Source organism: Streptomyces sp. LZ34, from assembly GCF_053890475.1.
Window position 1 is genome coordinate 9879582 of record NZ_CM132680.1, and the last position, 18051, is coordinate 9897632.

15 protein-coding genes are annotated in these 18051 nt (G+C 73.9%); 8 read left to right on the plus strand and 7 right to left on the minus strand.

All coding sequences use genetic code 11. From position 1 onward, the window contains the following. The first annotated feature begins 282 nt into the window (after window positions 1-282). Complete coding sequence (locus ACWY4P_RS42525) at window positions 283-1095, plus strand: SGNH/GDSL hydrolase family protein (protein ID WP_456206182.1); 813 nt, start codon at window positions 283-285, stop codon at window positions 1093-1095. A 112-nt stretch (window positions 1096-1207) separates the two neighbouring features. Here the strand turns inward: ACWY4P_RS42525 and ACWY4P_RS42530 are convergent, their stop codons facing one another. The 3 genes from ACWY4P_RS42530 to ACWY4P_RS42540 form a co-directional block, all read right to left on the minus strand. Further along, a complete protein-coding gene (locus tag ACWY4P_RS42530; protein ID WP_456206183.1) occupies window positions 1208-2818 on the minus strand; it encodes a HoxN/HupN/NixA family nickel/cobalt transporter in 1611 nt (536 codons plus the stop codon). A gap of 158 nt (window positions 2819-2976) precedes the next feature. Then, on the minus strand, window positions 2977-4317 hold the full coding sequence (locus tag ACWY4P_RS42535) for a tetratricopeptide repeat protein (protein ID WP_456206184.1): 1341 nt from the start codon (window positions 4315-4317) through the stop codon (window positions 2977-2979). Between the two features lie 196 nt (window positions 4318-4513). Continuing rightward, window positions 4514-6055, minus strand: coding sequence for a DUF4331 domain-containing protein (locus ACWY4P_RS42540; protein WP_456206185.1), 1542 nt, complete (start codon window positions 6053-6055; stop codon window positions 4514-4516). 205 nt (window positions 6056-6260) lie between these two features. Here ACWY4P_RS42540 and ACWY4P_RS42545 point away from each other — a divergent pair, with 205 nt between their 5' ends. The 3 genes from ACWY4P_RS42545 to ACWY4P_RS42555 all read left to right on the plus strand — a co-directional run bounded on the left by ACWY4P_RS42545 (window position 6261) and on the right by ACWY4P_RS42555 (window position 8098). After that, entirely contained in the window at window positions 6261-6833 is a 573-nt protein-coding gene (locus ACWY4P_RS42545) for a sigma-70 family RNA polymerase sigma factor (RefSeq protein ID WP_456213247.1), read from the plus strand. Beyond that, window positions 6830-7708 (plus strand): anti-sigma factor, encoded by an 879-nt coding sequence (locus ACWY4P_RS42550; protein ID WP_456206186.1) that lies wholly within the window; start codon window positions 6830-6832, stop codon window positions 7706-7708. Before ACWY4P_RS42545 ends, ACWY4P_RS42550 begins: the two co-directional genes overlap by 4 nt. Window positions 7709-7834: 126 nt before the next feature. Beyond that, a complete protein-coding gene (locus ACWY4P_RS42555; RefSeq protein ID WP_450494240.1) occupies window positions 7835-8098 on the plus strand; it encodes a hypothetical protein in 264 nt (87 codons plus the stop codon). 333 nt (window positions 8099-8431) lie between these two features. Here the strand turns inward: ACWY4P_RS42555 and ACWY4P_RS42560 are convergent, their stop codons facing one another. From ACWY4P_RS42560 to hmgA, 3 genes are all read right to left on the minus strand, one after another. Then, window positions 8432-9670, minus strand: coding sequence for a type ISP restriction/modification enzyme (locus ACWY4P_RS42560; protein WP_456206187.1), 1239 nt, complete (start codon window positions 9668-9670; stop codon window positions 8432-8434). A 111-nt stretch (window positions 9671-9781) separates the two neighbouring features. After that, a complete protein-coding gene (locus ACWY4P_RS42565) occupies window positions 9782-10531 on the minus strand; it encodes a GntR family transcriptional regulator (RefSeq protein ID WP_456206188.1) in 750 nt (249 codons plus the stop codon). Beyond that, a complete protein-coding gene (gene hmgA, locus ACWY4P_RS42570) occupies window positions 10528-11871 on the minus strand; it encodes a homogentisate 1,2-dioxygenase (RefSeq protein WP_456206189.1) in 1344 nt (447 codons plus the stop codon). Before hmgA ends, ACWY4P_RS42565 begins: the two co-directional genes overlap by 4 nt. 78 nt (window positions 11872-11949) lie before the next feature. On the opposite strand from hmgA, the gene ACWY4P_RS42575 reads away from it, so the two are divergent. Both ACWY4P_RS42575 and ACWY4P_RS42580 read left to right on the plus strand, forming a co-directional pair. Next, on the plus strand, window positions 11950-12612 hold the full coding sequence (locus ACWY4P_RS42575; RefSeq protein WP_456206190.1) for a TetR family transcriptional regulator: 663 nt from the start codon (window positions 11950-11952) through the stop codon (window positions 12610-12612). Window positions 12613-12788: 176 nt separating this feature from the next. Beyond that, window positions 12789-15194, plus strand: a complete 2406-nt coding sequence (locus ACWY4P_RS42580; protein ID WP_456206191.1) for a molybdopterin oxidoreductase family protein — start codon at window positions 12789-12791, stop codon at window positions 15192-15194. Between the two features lie 40 nt (window positions 15195-15234). Here the strand turns inward: ACWY4P_RS42580 and ACWY4P_RS42585 are convergent, their stop codons facing one another. After that, entirely contained in the window at window positions 15235-15369 is a 135-nt protein-coding gene (locus ACWY4P_RS42585) for a hypothetical protein (RefSeq protein ID WP_456213375.1), read from the minus strand. Between ACWY4P_RS42585 and ACWY4P_RS42590 the strand changes: the two genes are divergently transcribed. Both ACWY4P_RS42590 and ACWY4P_RS42595 read left to right on the plus strand, forming a co-directional pair. Next, window positions 15317-16741, plus strand: a complete 1425-nt coding sequence (locus ACWY4P_RS42590) for a CitMHS family transporter (RefSeq protein ID WP_456206192.1) — start codon at window positions 15317-15319, stop codon at window positions 16739-16741. The two genes, ACWY4P_RS42585 and ACWY4P_RS42590, sit on opposite strands and share 53 nt — an antisense overlap. Window positions 16742-16744: 3 nt before the next feature. Then, complete coding sequence (locus ACWY4P_RS42595) at window positions 16745-18028, plus strand: MFS transporter (RefSeq protein ID WP_456206193.1); 1284 nt, start codon at window positions 16745-16747, stop codon at window positions 18026-18028. The last annotated feature ends 23 nt before the right edge of the window (window positions 18029-18051 follow it).

An 18051-nucleotide genomic window follows, 5' to 3' on the forward strand; every position in this document is an offset into this window, starting at 1 on the left:
GGCCTGTCAGGGACGGGAGTTGACTGTTCCGGTTGGCTTGAGCAACGGCGTGCGCGGTGGCGCGCGACCGGCGCGTGACGTCGGCACGCGGGAAGTTCATCGCCTCGACCGGAATATTTTCCTAACTACACGCATAGACCCTTGCTTTCGGCGGGATGACATAGCCATGTCACGCCGAGGCAACAACGCGGCGGCGGGACAGACGGTTTCGAACACGATTGCCCCCTTCGGGGTGGTCGTGCCGCAACGCTATCGGCAGCAATCCTGACTAAGGGAGACTGAATGAAACTGTCCAGACTCACGGCCACCGCCAGTGCCTTCGTCGTCGGTGTCGTGCTCGCCCTCACCGGGGCCGGCGCGGCTCAGGCCGCGGAGAGCGCCGCGGGGCCCGCCTATGTGGCGCTCGGTGACTCCTACTCATCCGGTGTCGGCTCCGGCAGCTACGACTCCGCGAGCGGCAGCTGCAAGCGCAGCACCAAGGCCTACCCCAAGCTCTGGGCCACCGCCCACGCCGCCTCGAGCTTCAACTTCACCGCCTGCTCCGGCGCCAAGACCGGCGACGTCCTGAACAACCAGCTCGGCCCGCTCAACTCCGCCACCGGCCTGGTCAGCATCAGCATCGGCGGCAACGACGCGGGCTTCGCCGACGTCATGACCACCTGTGTGCTGCCCGGCGAGGACAACTGCCTCTCCGCGGTCGCCAACGCCCGCAGCTACGCCCAGAACACCCTGCCCGGCAAGCTGGACCAGGTCTACGACGCCATCCGGGCCAAGGCGCCCTCCGCCCGAGTCGTCGTCCTCGGTTACCCGCGCTTCTACAAGCTCAACGGTGACTGCATCGCGGGGCTCACCGAGAGCGAGCGCACCGCGATCAACAACGCCTCGGACTTCCTGAACTCCGTCACCAAGGGCCGCGCCTCCGCCCACGGCTTCACCTTCGGTGACGTGGCCACCCCGTTCACCGGGCACGAGATCTGCTCCGGGAGCGAGTGGCTGCACAGCGTCACCTGGCCCATCGACGAGTCCTATCACCCGACCGCCGCGGGCCAGTCCGGCGGCTACCTGCCCGTCCTGAATGCGGCTGACGGTATCTGATCAGCTGTTTGAGCTTTTGCTTCGCCACCATGTGAGAGCGGGAGGCCCCGGACGTCCGTCCGGGGCCTCCTCGCATACCGCTTCCCCAGGCCGTGCTCCTGCCGATACGGCGTCAGCCCAGCGTGGTCGCCGCCCCCCTGAGCACCAGCCCGCAGCCCAGCGCCAGCACCACGGCCGCGGTGCCGAAGGGCGAGGCGCGGTGCATGAGGCGCAGCACCCGCTGGCCGCGGCCCCCGCCACCGGCGCGGGCGGCCAGCCGCTCCGTGGCCCGCCGCCCCAGGCGCACCACCGCGATCCCGGCCAGCGTGAGCGTGAGCGCGAGCCCCGCCCCGTACGCCAGCACCAGCAGAAACCCGAACCACGCCTGCCCGAGCGCGGCCGCCCCCACGAGGACGACCACGGCGGACGGGCTGGGCACCAGCCCGCCGGCGAAGCCGAGGAGGAGGGTGCCGCGCAGGGTGAGGCGGCCGGAGGGGAGGGGGTGGGAGTGGGTGAAGCCGCCGTGGGAGTGGACGTGTTCGTGCTCGTGCTCGTGCGTGTGGCTGTGCTCGGGTCCGTGGCTGTGCTCGCTCCCGTGGTCGTGGCTGTGCTCGGGCCCGTGGTCGTGACCGTGCTCGTCGTGATGGTGGTGGTGATGGTGCGCCGGACCGCGTCGCCGCAACGCCTTGCGCAGCAGCCCCGCCCCGGCCAGCGCCACGAGCACCCCGCTCGCGATGCCCAGCCACGCGATCACCGACGGCGCGGCCGCCGAGCCCGCCGTGACCAACAGGCCCAGCGCGAACACCCCGAGGGTGTGGGTGATCGTCACCGACGCGCCCAGCGCCAGCACATCGCGCATCGCGCTGCGCCCGCCCGCCGCCGCGGCCGCCGCCATCAGCGTCTTGCCGTGCCCGGGCGCGAGCGCGTGCATCGCGCCGAGCAGCATGGCGGTGGCGAACGCGGTCACGGCGAAGAAGGGCGTGATGTCGTGCCGCGCGACCAGGTCGGTGAGCGCCTGCGTCCAGCGGTCCACGCCACGCGGCAGCACGGAGCTGCCGGGCGGCTCGGACTGTTCGGCCGGTGACTCGGCGAGCGCGGGCCCGCCCGGCGCGGTGCGCAGCGCGGCGGTCCGCTCGTCGGGCGGCGAGGACAACTGGTCCTGCGGATAGCGGGTCAGCCGCCGGGAGGCGGAGGACTCGGGCACGTCGGAGGCCGCGAGCGTCATGCGGTCTCCCTGCGCGGTGATCTCCCGCCAGCCGGGCCCCGTGCCGATGTCCGCCGGACGGTACGCGAGCGAGGCGCGCCCGTCACGCGGCAGCGCGGCGGTCAGCCGGCACTCGACGCGCAGCGTCGGCAGACCGGCCTGCCCCGCCCGGGAGCGCGCCTTCGCCCCCTCGCTCCGTACGGACACCGACTGCCCCCGCACCGTCAACCGCGCGTCCCGCGCCGCGCTCGCGCAGCGCCGGTCGGCCCACGCGTCCAGCTCGGGGCTTGAGAGTTTGTCGTCGCCGTCCTGGTCGATCCGCGGCTTCGCCTGCGCGGCCGGGATCTCGGCGAGGTCCTCCACATGGTCCACCCGCAGCTCGCCCTGCGCGACGACCAGCCCGTCGTAGCGGTTGACGGTGAAGTTCCCGAGCGGATGCGCTTCGGCGGCACCGGCGGGCAGCATCACGATGGCGGCCGCCCCGAGGAGCACGGACGCGGCGGCGCCGATGCGGCGGGCGCGCCGGATCAGCCGGTTCATGGACGGGTACCTCCTGCGGTGCGGACGGGTCGGTACGAGTGCGGGTACGGGTACGGCCGTGACCCGGGCGGGCCCCTCGGCCCCTCCCCGGCCCGGGGCGGTCTGCGGTTCCGCCGCGTGGCGGGGCAGGCTCCGACCCCCGGGCGCGCGGTGGTCGGTCATCGTGCGTCGCCCAGCCCCTTCAGCGCCGCCTTCGCCGCGCGGGCGCCCGTGGGGGAGAAGGCCGGGTTGAGGTCGAGGGCGTCGGTGAGGTGGCGGCGGGCGGACGCGGTGTCGCCGAGGGACTTCTCGATGACCCCCCGGTGGTAGAGGAACGACGCGTTGCGATACCCGGGCGACGCGGCGGACTTGGCGTAGGTCAGGGCCTCGCGGTCGCGGCCGGCCCGGTGCAGCGCCCAGGCCAGCGCGTCGGCGGTGTGCACGCTGTGCCGGCGGCCCCACTCGGCGCGGGCCGCCCGCAGCGCCTCCGCGCGGTCGCCGTGGTCGGCGGCGATCAGCGCGCTGTCGAGGTCGGTCGCCACCCCGTTGGCCCGCGCCAGGTCGATCCAGGTGGCGGCCACGGCGTACTGCTCCCGGGCTCGCGTCCGGTCACCGCGCGCCTCGTACACCTCGCCGAGGGCGGCGAGCTCGGCGGGCAGCGGGTAGCGCCGTACGACCTCTTCCAGGTCGCGGGCCGCGGCGTCGAGGTCGCCGACCGCGGCGCGGGTGCGGCCGCGGCCCTCCAGAGCGGGGAGGTAGCCGGGCTCGGCGCGCAGCGCGTCGGCGTAGTGGTCGCGCGCCCGGGGGAACTGGCCCTGGCTCCAGGCCAGCTGCCCGAGCGCCGTGGCCACGTACGCCACGTCCCCGGGCGCGGTCGCCGACTTCCGCGCGCGCAGCAGCACGCGGCGGGCCTCGGCCGGGTCGCCGCGCAGCTCCAGGACATAGGCGAGACGGGTGAAGACGGGGATGCCGGGGCGCAGCGAGTCGGCGCGCTTGGCGGCGGCGTACGCGTCGTCGTACCGGCCGAGTTCGACAAGCGCGTCCACCCGGACGGCGAGCGCCCGCTCGCTGTACGAGTTGACCTTCAGCGCCCGGTCGGCGTCCCGCAGCGCGCCGGGGAAGTCGTGGCGCGCGGCGGCGAGCGCGGCGCGCCCGGCGAGGGCGGCGTCGTTGTCGCGCGGCTGGGCGGACAGGGAGCGGGTGAGGGCCTTCTGCGCCTGGGGGTAGCGGGTGGGGTCCCCGGTGGTGCGGGCCTGCTCGACGTAGGCCGCGCCGAGCGTGGCCCAGCCGGCCGCGTCCTTGGGCTTGGCGCGCAGACGGGCCTGGAGCGCGCTGATGCCCTTCCCCAGGTCCTCGGAGCCGACCCGGTCGAGCGCCGCCCGGCCGGCGGGCAGCACGGCGGTGGCCCGGGTGCCGGACGGGCGGTCGTCGGACCCGCCGACGGCGAACGCGGCGGCCGTGAGCCCCGTCGCGAGCGTGACGACGACGGCGGCGGTGCGGACGAGGTGCCGGACGGGCATTGCGGCTGCCTTTCGGATGCGCGGTGGGACGCGGCCTCGCGGGGCCTCGCGGGGGCGGGTTCGGGATTCGGGTGCCGGTGCTACCGGGATGTACGTACGGAAGCGGGCCCGTGCTCGCCGGTCCGGGCCGGTGGGCGCGTTTTTCTCGAACGCGCCCACCGGCCGGTGCGCGGGACCGGCCCCGCCGCACGCCCGGTCAGTGCCTGCGCGTGTGCACCCGCACCAGCCGGCGGCGGCGCCGGCGCCAGGTCAGGCCGACGGCCAGCAGCAGCACCGCCGCGCCGCCCGCGGCGGCGGAGGTGGCGAGCAGGGTGTTGTTGTCCTCGGTGGAGGTGGAGACGATCCCGGAGCCGCCGTTCAGCAGGGTGCGGCCGTCGGTCGTGGTCGTGGCGCTCTTGGTGGAGGTCTTGACGTCCGAGCCCGAGTTGGGCAGCCCGATGTACGGGAAGTAGCCGCCGAACTTCTGGTCGGCGTTCGAGTCGACCGCGTCACCCAGGTCGTTCTTCTCGCCGAGCAGCTCGCCCTCGACGACCTGAAGCGCGATGTCCAGGACGTCGTCGGTCAGTCGGCGGCCGTTGGGGAAGCCGGCCTGGTCGCCGTCCAGGACGCCGAGGCGCTTGGGCTTGTCGGTCGGCTTGATCGAGGTGTTCAGGCGCAGCATCTCGGAGGCCTTGACCCCCTTGACCTGGTTGAGGTCGGCCACCCCGGTGAGGAAGACCTGTTCGAGGTCCTTGCGCGGGGCGTCCTGCGCCTTGATCTTGAAGATCTGCTCGATCAGCTTGGGCAGTTCCGGGTCGTCCACGTTGTCCAGGAACTGCGCGTCGTCCTTGGGCTCCGAGGCGTTGAACTTGTCCTTGTCCTTACGGGGATTGACAACCTCGTTGACCAGCGGCATGCCGAGCCGCGAGACCTGGGTGTAGTCACCGTAGGCGTCCGCGCGCTGGGTGGTGGACCACACGCCGATCACTGGCTGTTCGTGGGACTCGCGTATTTGGTCGGTGGGCACCTGGAGGGCCAGGGACTGGACGTTGTAGCCCTTGAGCGTGTCGTTGCCGACCTCGGACAGGTCACCGCCGTAGAGCAGGTCGAAGACCCGCAGATCGGCGAAGAACGGGTCGTCGGCCTGGCCGGCGAAGGCCGTGGCGTCGCCGTACACCTTGCGCACCGCCTCGTCGCGCAGGGCCGAGTAGTCCGGCATGGACGCCTTGCCCACGTTCGAGGGGGCCACGACCAGATCGTCGGCGACCTTCGTGCGCTCGCCGGCCTTTCCGTGGCGCATCTTGATGAGCTCGATGTCGTACGTCTGGAAGAAGTTCAGGTCGTGGTCGTCGAGCGAGGTGACCGGGCCGGTGTTGTAGAGGAACGTGTCCTCGTTGCGGACGTGGTCCTTGAAGGTCCAGCGGTAGACCAGGTCTTCCCGGGCGTCGCCGTCGTTGTCGATGCGCAGGTCGTACTGGGCGTCCTCGGCGAACTTGTAGAAGTTCGGGCCGCCCGACGGGTCCTGGAACGGCAGGAAGTTGGCGACCAGCGTCGTCGTGTCCGCCTTGTCGGGGCTCACGAACGCGTAGACGTCGGTGGTGTCGTACTCCGGCTGGCCCGAGATCAGCGGTGCCTCCCGGTGGCTGGAGGCTTCCGCCTCCCCGGGCCCGAGCGTGGCCACACCGGCCACCGCGAGCCCTCCAGCGGCCAGCGCTCCGCCCAGGAGCGCGGCCACACTCCTCTTGGTGATTGAGGTCATCTGGGTCGGTCCTTCGTACGTGTGGTGGACAGGCTGATGCCGGCTATTCGGAGCGGTCGGCCGACCGGATTGGTGGGTCGGTGGATTTTTTTTGGCGGGCGTCGCGAAGCAACCGAAGACGGGGCAGCTGAGACGGATGGCAGGAAGCGGGGTTTGCCGCGTGAGTGTGGAGCAGACGGGAGAGCGGGGCCCGGTACGCGGGTGGGTGGGCGGGCAGGAGCGCGCGGGTGAGCGCCGCGGCCCGGACGACCTGCTGCCGGTGGTCGCCGGCGGCGACCACCGTGCGTTCGAGGAGCTGTACGGCATGGTCTCGGGGCCCGTGTACGGGCTGGTGCGGCGCGTGCTGCGGGACCCGGCGCAGTCCGAGGAGGTCGCGCAGGAGGCGCTGTTGGAGGTCTGGCGCACCGCCGGGCGCTTCGACCCGCGCCGCGGCTCCGCGCTCGCCTGGATCATGACCCTCGCCCACCGCCGCGCCGTGGACCGGGTGCGGTCGGCCCGCTCGGCGGCCGACCGCGAGGCGCGGGTCGGCGGGCAGGCGGAGGGCCCGGCCTTCGACCAGGTGGCGGAGGCGGTCGAGGGGCGTCTTGAGCGCGAGTGGGTACGCGGCTGTCTGGCCCGACTCACCGAGTTGCAGCGGCAGTCGGTCACCCTCGCGTACTACGAGGGGTACTCCTACCGTGAGGTGGCGCATCGGCTGGCCGTACCGTTGGGGACGGTCAAGACGCGGATGCGGGACGGGCTGACGCGGCTGCGTGAGTGCTTGGGAGCGGCGGTATGACCACCAACCGGCCAACCGACCGGCCCCCGGCGTACCGGGGCGGTAGGGGGCGCAAGGCGCACGCTCTGGCGGGAGCGTACGCCCTCGACGCGCTGGAGCCGAAGGAGCGCAGACGGTACGAGCGGCATCTGACCCGCTGCCCGGGGTGCGCCCAGGAAGTGCGCGATCTGGCGCAGGGCGCGGTGCGGCTGGCGCGCGCGGTGGCGGCCCCGGCGCCGCCCCAGATGCGGCAGCGGGTGCTGGCGGCCGCCCACGCCACCCCGCAGGAGGCGTCCTCGGCGGCGGACGGCGGATACGCGGTGCCACCCGCGCGCGCCGCCCACGCGGGCCGCTCAGGGCCCGGTGGGCGGCGGGCGCGCGGCGGGGGCCGCCCGTTCCCCGCCCTCCGGCGCCCCGCGTTCGGGCTGCGGATCGCCGCGGTCGCGGGCGCGCTGTCCCTGACCGCGGCGGTCCTGCTCGGCGTCGAACTGGTCCGCACCCGCGACCAGCTCGACCGGGAGCGGGGCGCGACGCGCGCCGTCGAGCAGGTGCTGTCGGCGCCGGACGCCCAGGGCGTCAGCGGGCGCGACGCGCAGGGCCGCGGCATCAACGCCGTCACCTCGCGGCGGCTCGGCGCGGCCGTGGTCACCGTCTCCGGGCTGCCGGCGCCGCCCGACGGGCGGGCCTACCAGCTCTGGATGATCGACTCCCCGCCGGGGGAGTCCGGCACGCCCCGCTCGGCCGGGCTCCTGAAGGGCAGCGGGCAAGGCACGTCGCTGGTCACGGGCGGCTTCGGCGCCCATACCGAGCGCCTGGCGGTGACCTTGGAACCGGACGGCGGATCAGCCCGGCCCACCACGAATCCAGTCGTGCAACTCGCCCTTGTTGATCCATGATTCGCGATGGACGCGTCAACGCCCTTGACGCGGAGGTGAATCAGCGACCTGGGGTGCGTGGGTGACGGCTCGCCGAGGTAGGGTTACTCTGCCCGGGGCGGGTGCCCTCGACGGGTGGGGAGTGACATGGAGCAGATAACAGTACGCAGCAGGCCGCGAGTGCCTGCCATCAACTGCGGGAGCGGGTCTACCAGCGCCCGCCTCGACCGCCATCTCGCGGTGCTGGGCGGCCCTGCCGTGCCGCAGCGGGAGGCCGAGGGCGCGACCGTGCTGATGCAGGAGCTGACCGCGCGGGACCACGCGCGCACCGAGCGGAACAGGGGCTCCAGGGTCTCGCTGTTCGCGCCGCTGCGCCGACTGCGCCGTTCGCTGTTCGGCAGCCGCCGCTGAGCCTTTCGGCGCGCCCGGCCTGCCCGGCTCGTTCCGGTCAGCCCGGCTGTCCCGGTTGGCCCGTCCCCAGGGCCCGCCGTGGTCGCCTGCCGTCCGCGATACCTGTGTCGTCGTCCGCATCGCGGGCACGAAGGATCCGGCCCCGCTCCAGCCGGTGAGCTCGTGCCCGCAGACGGATGGCCGTCACCCCGGGACGCGGACCGCGACGCGCGCGGAGGTACGCCACGTACGCACCCGTCCTCGCCCCGGAGGCGCGTGCTTCGGCCGTGAGCGCCCGCCCCACTCGAGCGCCCGCCCCTCTTGAGCATTCGCCCGTACGGTACGTGTCCGGCTTCAGACGAGCGCGAACTGCCCGCCCGGGCCCTCCTCGTGATGATCCAGCACGGACGCCGGCCGACGGGCCGCGTCGGGCACCGGCAGCACGCCCGCCTCACCCAGCTCCACCGGGCCCATGCGCTCCCCGGCGGCCAGCCGCTCGGCCAGCGCCCGCCGCGCCGGGCGCAGCTCGGCGAGCAGCGCCAGCACGGTGATCAGCTCCAGCAGCTCGGATGTCCACTCGCGCGGCCAGGCCGCCGGGACGACGGCCTCCAGCGTGCCGGGCTCGCCGCGGGCCGTACGGCGCTCGAACCAGGTCTCGAGGACCCGCGCCCCGCCCGCGTGGAACTCCCACGCGCCGCGCGGCACCGGTGAGATCCGCCCCTCGCCGAGGTGCAGGGCCGCCTCGTCCGGGTCGTACGCCAGGGTTTCGGGCAGCCCGCGCGCGGGGAGCGCGGTGCGTACGTAGGGGCGCTGGCCGCCCGGCAGGCGCGGGCGTTCGCTGCTGTGCGCCCCGCGCGTATGCAGCCACAGCGCCCGGCGGCCCAGTTCCACCCCCGCCTCCCAGGTCTCGGGGTCGGCGGCCAGCGGCACCGCGCAGCCCTCCGGGCGGTGACCGGCCACCGCGGCGACCCAGGCCAGGAAGTCCTCGGCCGCCACCGGCCGGGCCAGCCTGGCCGCGAGGTGGTCGAGCAGCCCCGGCGCCAGGTTGGGCTCGCGGCCGCCGGGACGGCGGTAGAGGGGCCGGATCCGCCCGGGGCGGCCCGCGGGGGAGTGGCCGTCCGGCAGCAGCGCCGAGAACGTCAGCGTCGGGCCCGGGTCGGGACCGGCCCCCTCGACGGCGTGGATCTGCCGCTCGTCGGCCACCCGCCACAGCTCGGGCCGGGCCGCGTCGATCAGCCGGTGGTCGGGGATCAGCCACTGCTGGTCGTACGGCCCGTGGGCGACCCGCACCGGCTCGGGGCAGGGCCCGCTCTCGCCCGCCAGAGGGGCGGTGGAGGTCCGCTGCCCGGGCAGCTGGGGCACGGCGCTGTGCGGCGTACGGGAGCGGGTCGGCCGGAACAGCGCCGCCCGCGCCGCCTCGTCACCGGCGGCGAGCAGCCGCTCCCAGCGCGCCCTGAGCGCCGCCGGGTCCGGGCCCAGCACCCACGCCCGGCCGAGCCGCAGCGGCCCCACGGACCAGGGCATGAGGTCCGCCAGCAGCGGTGCGTCGGCCCATACGGCCCGGTCGGCCTCGGTGGCCTGTGTCGCCGTCACGCCGCAGCCCTTCCCCCGGCACGTGTCCCCACTCCCACCCCGCATCGTATCCACGCGTCCCGCGGCGTGCGCCGCGCGGCGAGCAGCGGCCGACAGCTCAGCCGACGGCGGTCACTCCGCCTCGACCGTGACCGTGAACGAGAAGCGGTCCCCCCGGTAATGGATGCGGGCCACGTCGACCGCCCGGCCCGTCTCGTCGTAGGTCACCCCCGTGTAGTGCAGGATCGGGCTGAGCAGGGGGACCCGCAGCAGGCGGGCCGTCTCCGGGTCGGCGAGCCGGGCCTCGACGGTGTCCGTGATGCGGCTGATCCGGACGCCCACCGCGTCCCGCAGCACCTTTGTCATCGGCCAGCGCGCGAGGTCGGCCACGTCGATGCGCGACGCGACCTCGGGGCGCACGAAGTTCTCGGCCCAGTTGGTCGGCTCGCCGCCCGCCGCGTCGCTCCGCAGCCGCCGGTAGGCCGTGGCCTCGCGCAGGCCCGGGAAGTGCTCCGCCAGCTCCGCCGGGACGGGGACGGGCCCGTGGCCGAGCACGGTCGTCCGCTCGCCGGACTGCTGCGCCACGATCGCGTCCACCGAGCCCAGCAGCCGCACCGGCGCGCCGCGCCGCGCGCTCGGCTCGATGAAGGTGCCGCGCCGCCGGTGGCGGCTGATGAGCCCTTCGGACTCCAGCTCCTTGAGCGCCTGCCGCATCGTCAGGACGCTGACGCCGTAGTGGGCGGCCAGGCGGTCCTCGGTGGGCAGGCGCAGCGGCTCATGCGGGCCGCGGCCGAGTATGGAGGCCCGCAGCGACTGCGAGACCTGGTACCACAGCGGCAGCTTGCGGTTCAGGGTGAGGGAGTCGGGGGCGAAGGTGGTCACCGGAAGTGCCGCTCCAGGCCCTGCCAGACGTCGTCGTACCCCTGCTGGAGGTGGCCCGCCTCGCGCGCCTGCCGGGTGGCCGTCACCGGCCAGCGGGTCTCGAACATGAAGGCCAGCCCGTCGTCGACCTTGCGGGGCGTCAGCTCCGCGGTGCTCGCCCGCTCGAAGGTCTCCCGGTCGGGGCCGTGCGCGGACATCATGTTGTGCAGCGAGCCGCCCCCGGGTACGAAGCCCCCTTTGCCGGCGGTCTTGGCGTCGTACGCGCCCTCGATCAGGCCCATGTACTCGCTCATCACATTGCGGTGGAAGTACGGCGGCCGGAAGGTGTCCTCGCCGACCAGCCAGCGCGGCGCGAAGACGACGAAGTCGACGTTCGCCACGCCGGGGGTGTCCGAGGGCGAGGTGAGGACCGTGAAGATCGACGGGTCCGGGTGGTCGTAGCTGATGGTGCCGAGCACATTGAAGCGGCGCAGGTCGTACACGTACGGGACGTGGTTGCCGTGCCAGGCGACGACGTCAAGCGGGGAGTGGTCGTACGTCGCGGACCAGAGGTTGCCGCAGAACTTGTTGACCACCTCCACCGGGCCCGGGGCGTCCTCGTACGCCGCGACCGGGGCCAGGAAGTCCCGCGCGTTGGCGAGCCCGTTCGCGCCGATCGGGCCGAGCTCGGGGAGGTCGAAGGGGCGGCCGTGGTTCTCGCAGACGTAGCCGCGCACGGCGGCGTCGAGCGGCTCGACCCGGAAGCGCACACCGCGCGGCACCAGCGCCACATGCCCCGGCTCGGCGCGCAGCCGCCCGAACTCCGAGTGCAGCAGCAGCCCGCCCGCCTCGGGCACGATCAGCAGCTCGCCGTCGGAGTCGCTGAACACCCGGTCGGTCATGGGCGCGTTCGCGGCGTAGAGGTGGATCGCCATGCCGCAGCGGCGGGCGGCGTCGCCGTTGCCGCCGAGCGTCCACAGGCCGGCCAGGAAGTCGGTGCCGGGGGCGGGCTCGGGCAGTGGGTCCCAGCGCAGCCGGTTGGGATCCGGCGCGCACTCGGTGAAAGGCGCGCCGCGCAGTGCGCCATTGTCGACCCGGACGAAGGGCGGGTGCGCGGCGGACGGGCGGATGCGGTACAGCCAGGAGCGGCGGTTGTGGGCGCGCGGCTCGGTGAAGGCGGTGCCGCTGAGCTGCTCCGCGTACAGCCCGAGCGGGGCGCGCTGGGGGGAGTTGCGGCCGACGGGCAGCGCTCCGGCGATGGCCTCGCTGCTGTGCTCATTGCCGAACCCGCGGGACCCGGGGGAATGGGCCAGCCCCGCGGCCGTCTCGCGCGCCCGCTCGATGTCCGTACCGCCGCTCATCGTCCGGCTCCCGCCACTTGGTCACTCGGCGTTGCGATTCCTGTGTACGACCATAGGAATCGAACGCGGGGTGCGTCAATGATCGGGCAGGATGGTGGCGTGCCCATACCGCCCCTCCGCCGCGCCCCCGTCCAGCGCCGCAGCGCCGAGCGCCTCGGCCGGATCCTCGACGCCTGCGCCGAACTCCTCGACGAGACCGGCTATGAGGACCTGAGTACCCGCGCTGTCGCCGAGCGCGCCGGCGTGCCCATCGGCTCCGTCTACCGCTTCTTCTCCAACAAGCGCGCGATGGCCGAGGCCCTGGCCCACCGCAATCTCGACGAGTACGCCGCGCGCGTCACCGAGCGCCTGGCGGAGTCCGGCACGGCCGCCACGGACGGTACGGGCGGCGGGGGCTGGCGGGAGGCCATGGATGTGGTGGTCGACGAGTATCTGGCGATGAAGCGCGGGGCGCCGGGCTTCGCACTGGTCGAGTTCGGCATGCCGGTGCCCGTGACCGCCCCGCCCGACCAGCCCAACCACCTGGTCGCGGACCGGCTGCGCGAGCTCCTCGGCGAGCGGCTGGGGCTGGAGGAGTCCGGCGAGGCGGGGGAGCGGGTGCGGGTGGCGTTCCTGCTCGCCGTCGAGACGGCGGACGCGCTGCTGCGGCTGGCCTTCCGAGTCGACCCGGATGGCGACCCGGTGATCGTGGCCGAGACCAAGGAACTGCTGCGCTCGTATCTGGCGGGCGTGCTCGACTGAACGCGCGCGAGGCCGCCGAACGCTCGCGAGGGCCGCTGAACGTACGCGAGGCCGTGAGGGGCAGCGTCCGATATGCGGCTTCGCCGCGTGGCCCGACCCTCCCCCACATGCGTACCAGTCGGTAGGGTGAGGCTCCGTCGCGTCACCGTTGCCGCCACCGTCCCCAGGAGGGACCGATGAGCCGTACCGCTCTGCGCATCTGCCCGCTGTGCGAGGCCACCTGCGGGCTGACCCTGACCATCGAGGAGGGGCGGGTCACCAGAGCGCGAGGGGACGGCGACGACGTCTTCAGCCAGGGCTTCATCTGCCCCAAGGGCGCGTCGTTCGGCCAGCTCGACGCGGACCCCGACCGGCTGCGGGAGCCTTTGGTGCGGCGGGGGGCCCGGCTGGAGCCGACCGGCTGGGACGAGGCGTTCGCCGCGGTGGAGGCCGGGCTGCGGCCGCTGCTGGAGCGGTACGGGCCGCAGGCGGCGGCCGTGTTCCTCGGCAACCCGAACGTCCACACCATGGCCGGCGGGCTGTATCCGCCGCTGCTGCTCGGCGCGCTCGGCACCCGGAACATCTTCACCGCCAGCACCCTCGACCAGATGCCCAAGCACGTCTCCAGCGGTCTGCTCTTCGGCGACGCCAACGCCATCCCGGTGCCGGACCTGGACCACACCGACCACCTGCTGATCATCGGCGCCAACCCGCTGGACTCGAACGGCAGCCTGTGCACCGCCCCCGACTTCCCCGGGCGGCTCAAGGCCCTGCGGCGGCGCGGCGGGCGGCTCACCGTGGTCGACCCGCGCCGCACCCGTACGGCCGAGGCCGCCGACCGGCATCTGGCCATCCGGCCCGGCACGGACGCGCTGCTGCTGTTCGCGGTGGTGCAGGTGCTGTTCGCCGAGGACCTGGTGGAGCTGGGCCGTGCCCGTGAAGTCCCGTCGGATCAGCCCGCGGCGTCTGGTGCCGTGCATCGCAAGGCGGAGGGTCGTCCTCGTAGTGGGCCTACTCGGACGAGCCCGACAACGCAGCGAGGTGCGGTGCCAGGCGTCGCGGGCCCGGCGGGACTTCGCGGGCACGGCCCAGGACGGGTCGGCGAGCTGGTGACGGGCGTGGCGGAGGTGCGGCGGCTGGCGGCGGACTTCCCGCCCGAGGCGGTGGCCGCGGCCTGCGAGGTGCCCGCCGAGGAGATCCGGACGCTCGCCCGCGAGCTCGCCGCCGCGCCGCGCGCCGTCGTCTACGGGCGGATCGGCTCCACCACCGTCGAGTTCGGCACGCTCACCAGCTGGCTGGTCGATGTGGTGAACGCCCTCACCGGCAACCTCGACCGGCCCGGCGGGGCCATGTTCCCGCTCTCCGCCACCGCCAGGGCGCCGCGCCCGCCGCGCCCCGGAAAGGGGTTCGCGCTCGGCCGCTGGCGCAGCAGGGTGAGCGGGCACCCCGAGGCGAGGGGCGAGCTGCCCGCGGCCGCGCTGGCCGAGGAGCTCGAGACCCCGGGGGAGGGGCAGGTCAGGGCGCTGATCGTGATAGCGGGCAACCCCGTGCTGTCCGCGCCGGACGGCGACCGGCTGGACCGGGCGCTGGCCGGGCTCGACTTCATGGTGAGCGTGGACCCGTATCTGAACGAGACCTCGCGCCACGCGCAGGTCGTCCTGCCGCCGCCCCCGCCCAGCCAGAGCCCCCACTTCGACTTCGCCTTCAACACCCTCGCCGTCCGCAACCAGGTCCGCTACACCCGCCCCGCGATCCCGCTGGACGCGGACCGGCTGAGCGAGGCCGAGATCCTGGCGCGGCTGGTGCTGTGCGCGGGCGGGCACGCCGGCGCCGACCCGGCGGCCGTGGACGCCATGGCGATCGACGCGGCCCTCGGCAAGGCCGTGGCCGACCCCGAGTCGCCGGTGCACGGACGCGACCGGGGAGAACTGGCCGCCCATCTCACCGGGGTCGGTGGCGCCGAGCGGCGGCTGGACATGATGCTGCGGCTCGGCCCGTACGGCGACGGCTTCGGCGCCGACCCCGACGGGCTGACCCTGGCCAAGGTGCTGGCCCACCCCCACGGCATCGACCTGGGGCCGCTGCGGCCCGGCCTGCCCGGCCTGCTCAGGACCCGCAGCGGCACCGTCGAGCTGTGCCCGGAGCCGATGGCCGCCGAGGTGGAGCGGCTGCGCCGGTCGCTGGGCGGCCGCGCCGACGGGCTGCTGCTGGTCGGCCGGCGCCATCTGCGCTCCAACAACAGCTGGATGCACAACGTCCCCGCGCTGGTCGGCGGCAGCAATCGCTGCACACTGCAGGTGCATCCCGAGGACGCGGCCCGGCTGGGCGTGGCCGACGGCGGCCTGGTGCGGGTCAAGGGGGACGGCGGGGAGCTGGAGGTGCCGGTGGAGGTGACGGACGCGGTACGGACCGGAGTGGTCAGCCTTCCGCACGGCTGGGGGCACGACCGGCCCGGCACCCGGATGTCGGTCGCGGCGGCGCACGCCGGGGTGAACGTCAACCAGCTCATCGACGGATCCCGCCTCGATCCGCTGTCCGGCACCGCGGTGCTCAACGGCTGCCCGGTGCAGCTCACGGTGGCCAATCCGGTCACCCCGGGCTGACCTGGGGTTTTGCGCTTATTGCTCACGCGTCAAGACCTTGTTAACGGAAAGTTGCGCCACCTAACGTCACCTCGACCGCCAGTTTCTGGGGGAGTTCAAGGGCGAACGTGAGGTAGCCAAATATGCTGACAATCCTCGGATTCGTCATGATTGCCACCTTCTTGGTGTTGATCATGATGAAGAAGATGACCCCGATGGGCGCGCTGGTGCTCATCCCGGCGCTTTTCTGCGTCATCGTCGGGAAGGGGGCGCATCTGGGGGACTACGTCCTCAAGGGTGTCGGTGACCTCGCGCCCACCGCGGCCATGCTGATGTTCGCCATCATCTACTTCGGGGTGATGATCGACGTCGGCCTCTTCGACCCGATCGTCCGGGTCATCCTGCGGTTCTGCAAGGCCGACCCGATGCGGGTGGTCGTCGGCACCGCGCTGCTCGCCGCGATCGTCTCGCTCGACGGCGACGGCTCCACCACCTTCATGATCACCGTGTCGGCCATGGTGCCGCTGTACCGGCGGCTGAAGATGAGCCTGGTGGTCATGACCGGTGTCGCCGCCATGGCCAACGGCGTGATGAACACGCTCCCCTGGGGCGGCCCCACCGCCCGCGCCGCCGCCGCGCTCAAGCTCGACGCCAGCGACATCTTCGTTCCGATGATCCCGGCCCTCGCGGCCGGCCTGGTCTTCGTCTTCGCCCTGGCCTACGGCCTCGGCCTGCGCGAGCGCAAGCGCCTGGGGACGCTGACGCTCGAGGAGGTCACCGCCGACCCCGAGACGGTGCTGGTCGGCGCCGGTTCCGGCCGTGGCGCGAAGGGCGGGAAGGGCAAGAAGGCCATCGGCGGCGCGGGCGGCGGCACCGACGCCGAGGCGCCCGAGGTGAGCCAGGTGAGCGATGACGGCTCCGAGGAGCACCAGGGGCTCGACCCCAACCGGGCCACCCTGCGCCCCAAGCTGTACTGGTTCAACGCGGCCCTCACCATCGCCCTGCTGACCATGATGATCCGCGAGGACCTGCCCATCCCGGTCCTGTTCCTGCTCGGCGCCGCCATCGCGCTCACCGTCAACTTCCCGCGCGTCGCCGACCAGAAGGCCCGCATCGCCGCCCACTCCGAGAACGTCGTCAACGTCTCCGGCATGGTCTTCGCCGCCGCCGTCTTCACCGGCGTGCTCACCGGCACCGGCATGGTCGAGCACATGGCCCGCTGGCTGGTCGACGGGATCCCGAACGGGATGGGCCCGCACATGGGCCTGGTCACCGGCATCCTGTCCATCCCGCTCACCTACTTCATGTCCAACGACGGCTTCTACTTCGGCATCGTGCCGATCCTCGCCGAGGCCGGCGCCGCGCACGGGGTCGCCCCGGTCGAGATCGCCCGCGCCTCCCTGGTCGGACAGGCCCTGCACATGTCCAGCCCACTGGTCCCGGCCGTCTACGTCCTGGTCGGCATGGCGAAGGTCGAATTCGGCGATCACACCCGCTTCGTGGTGAAGTGGGCGGCACTCACGTCGCTGGTGGTGCTCGGCGCGGGTCTGCTCTTCGGCATCATCTGACCTGTGGGAATACGGGAGCCCGGTAGGGGCTGGCTGCTGCGCCTGGTCATCGCCTTCGCCTTCGCGCAGGGGGCGGTGAGCATGGCGCGGCCTGCCGTCTCCTACCGGGCTCTCGCGCTGGGCGCCGACGCCCGGGCGGTCGGCGTGATCGCGGGCGTCTACGCCCTGCTGCCGCTGTTCGCCGCCGTACCGCTGGGGCGGCGCACCGACCACGGGCGCTGCGCCCCGCTGCTGCCCATCGGCGTCGCGCTGATCGCGACCGGCTGCGCGCTCAGCGGCCGGGCCGGGTCGCTGCTGGAGATGGCCGCCTGGAGCGGGGTGATGGGCCTGGGCCATCTGTCCTTCGTGATCGGCGCCCAGTCCCTGGTGGCCCGCCAGAGCGCCCCCGAGGACCAGGACCGCAACTTCGGCCACTTCACCATCGGCGCCTCCCTCGGCCAGCTGATCGGCCCCATCGCCGCGGGTCAGGTGGTCTCCGAGCGCGCCGACGCCCTGGCCGGGACCAGCGCGGCCGCGCTCTTCGTGTCCGCTGTCGTCGCGGCCTTCGCGGTCACGTCCCTGTGGCGCATCGAGCACCGCACCCCGGCTGTGGGGCCGCGCCAGTCCCCTGCCGACGGGGCACGCCCCGGCCGGGTCCCCGTCGGCGGCATCCTGCGCACCCGGGGCGTGGCCTCCGGCATCTTCATCAGCCTCGCCGTGCTCTCCGCCACCGACATCCTCACCGCCTACCTGCCCGTCGTCGGCGAACAGCGGTCCATCGCACCCGCGGTCGTCGGCCTGCTGCTGAGCGTGCGCGCCGCCGCCACCGTCGCCTGCCGGCTCGTCATGACCCCGATGATCCGGCTGATGGGCCGCACGGTCCTGATGGCCGTCAGCTGCCTGGGGGCCGGGCTGCTGTGCGCGGCGCTCGCCCTGCCGGTGCCCGCCTGGGCGCTCGGGATCCTGCTGGCCGCGCTCGGCTTCTGCCTCGGCGTCGGCCAGCCGCTGTCCATGACCACCGTCGTCCAGGCCGCCCCGGACGGGGCCCGCTCCACCGCGCTGGCGCTGCGGCTGACGGGCAACCGCCTCGGCCAGGTCGCCGCCCCCGCCTCCGCGGGCCTGCTCGCGGGGATCGCGGGGACCGCCGCCCCCTTCGTGATGCTCGGCGTGCTGCTGCTCGCCTCCGCGGGCGTAGCGATACGCCCCGCCAAGCGCGCCGCCCCACCCGCCCCGCCCACGCCGGCCGAGGTCTCCGCGTCCCGTACGGAGCCCTCGGCCGAGCCGCGCGGCGCGAGCCCGCCCGCCTGAGCCGCCTGAGCTGTCCGGGCCGC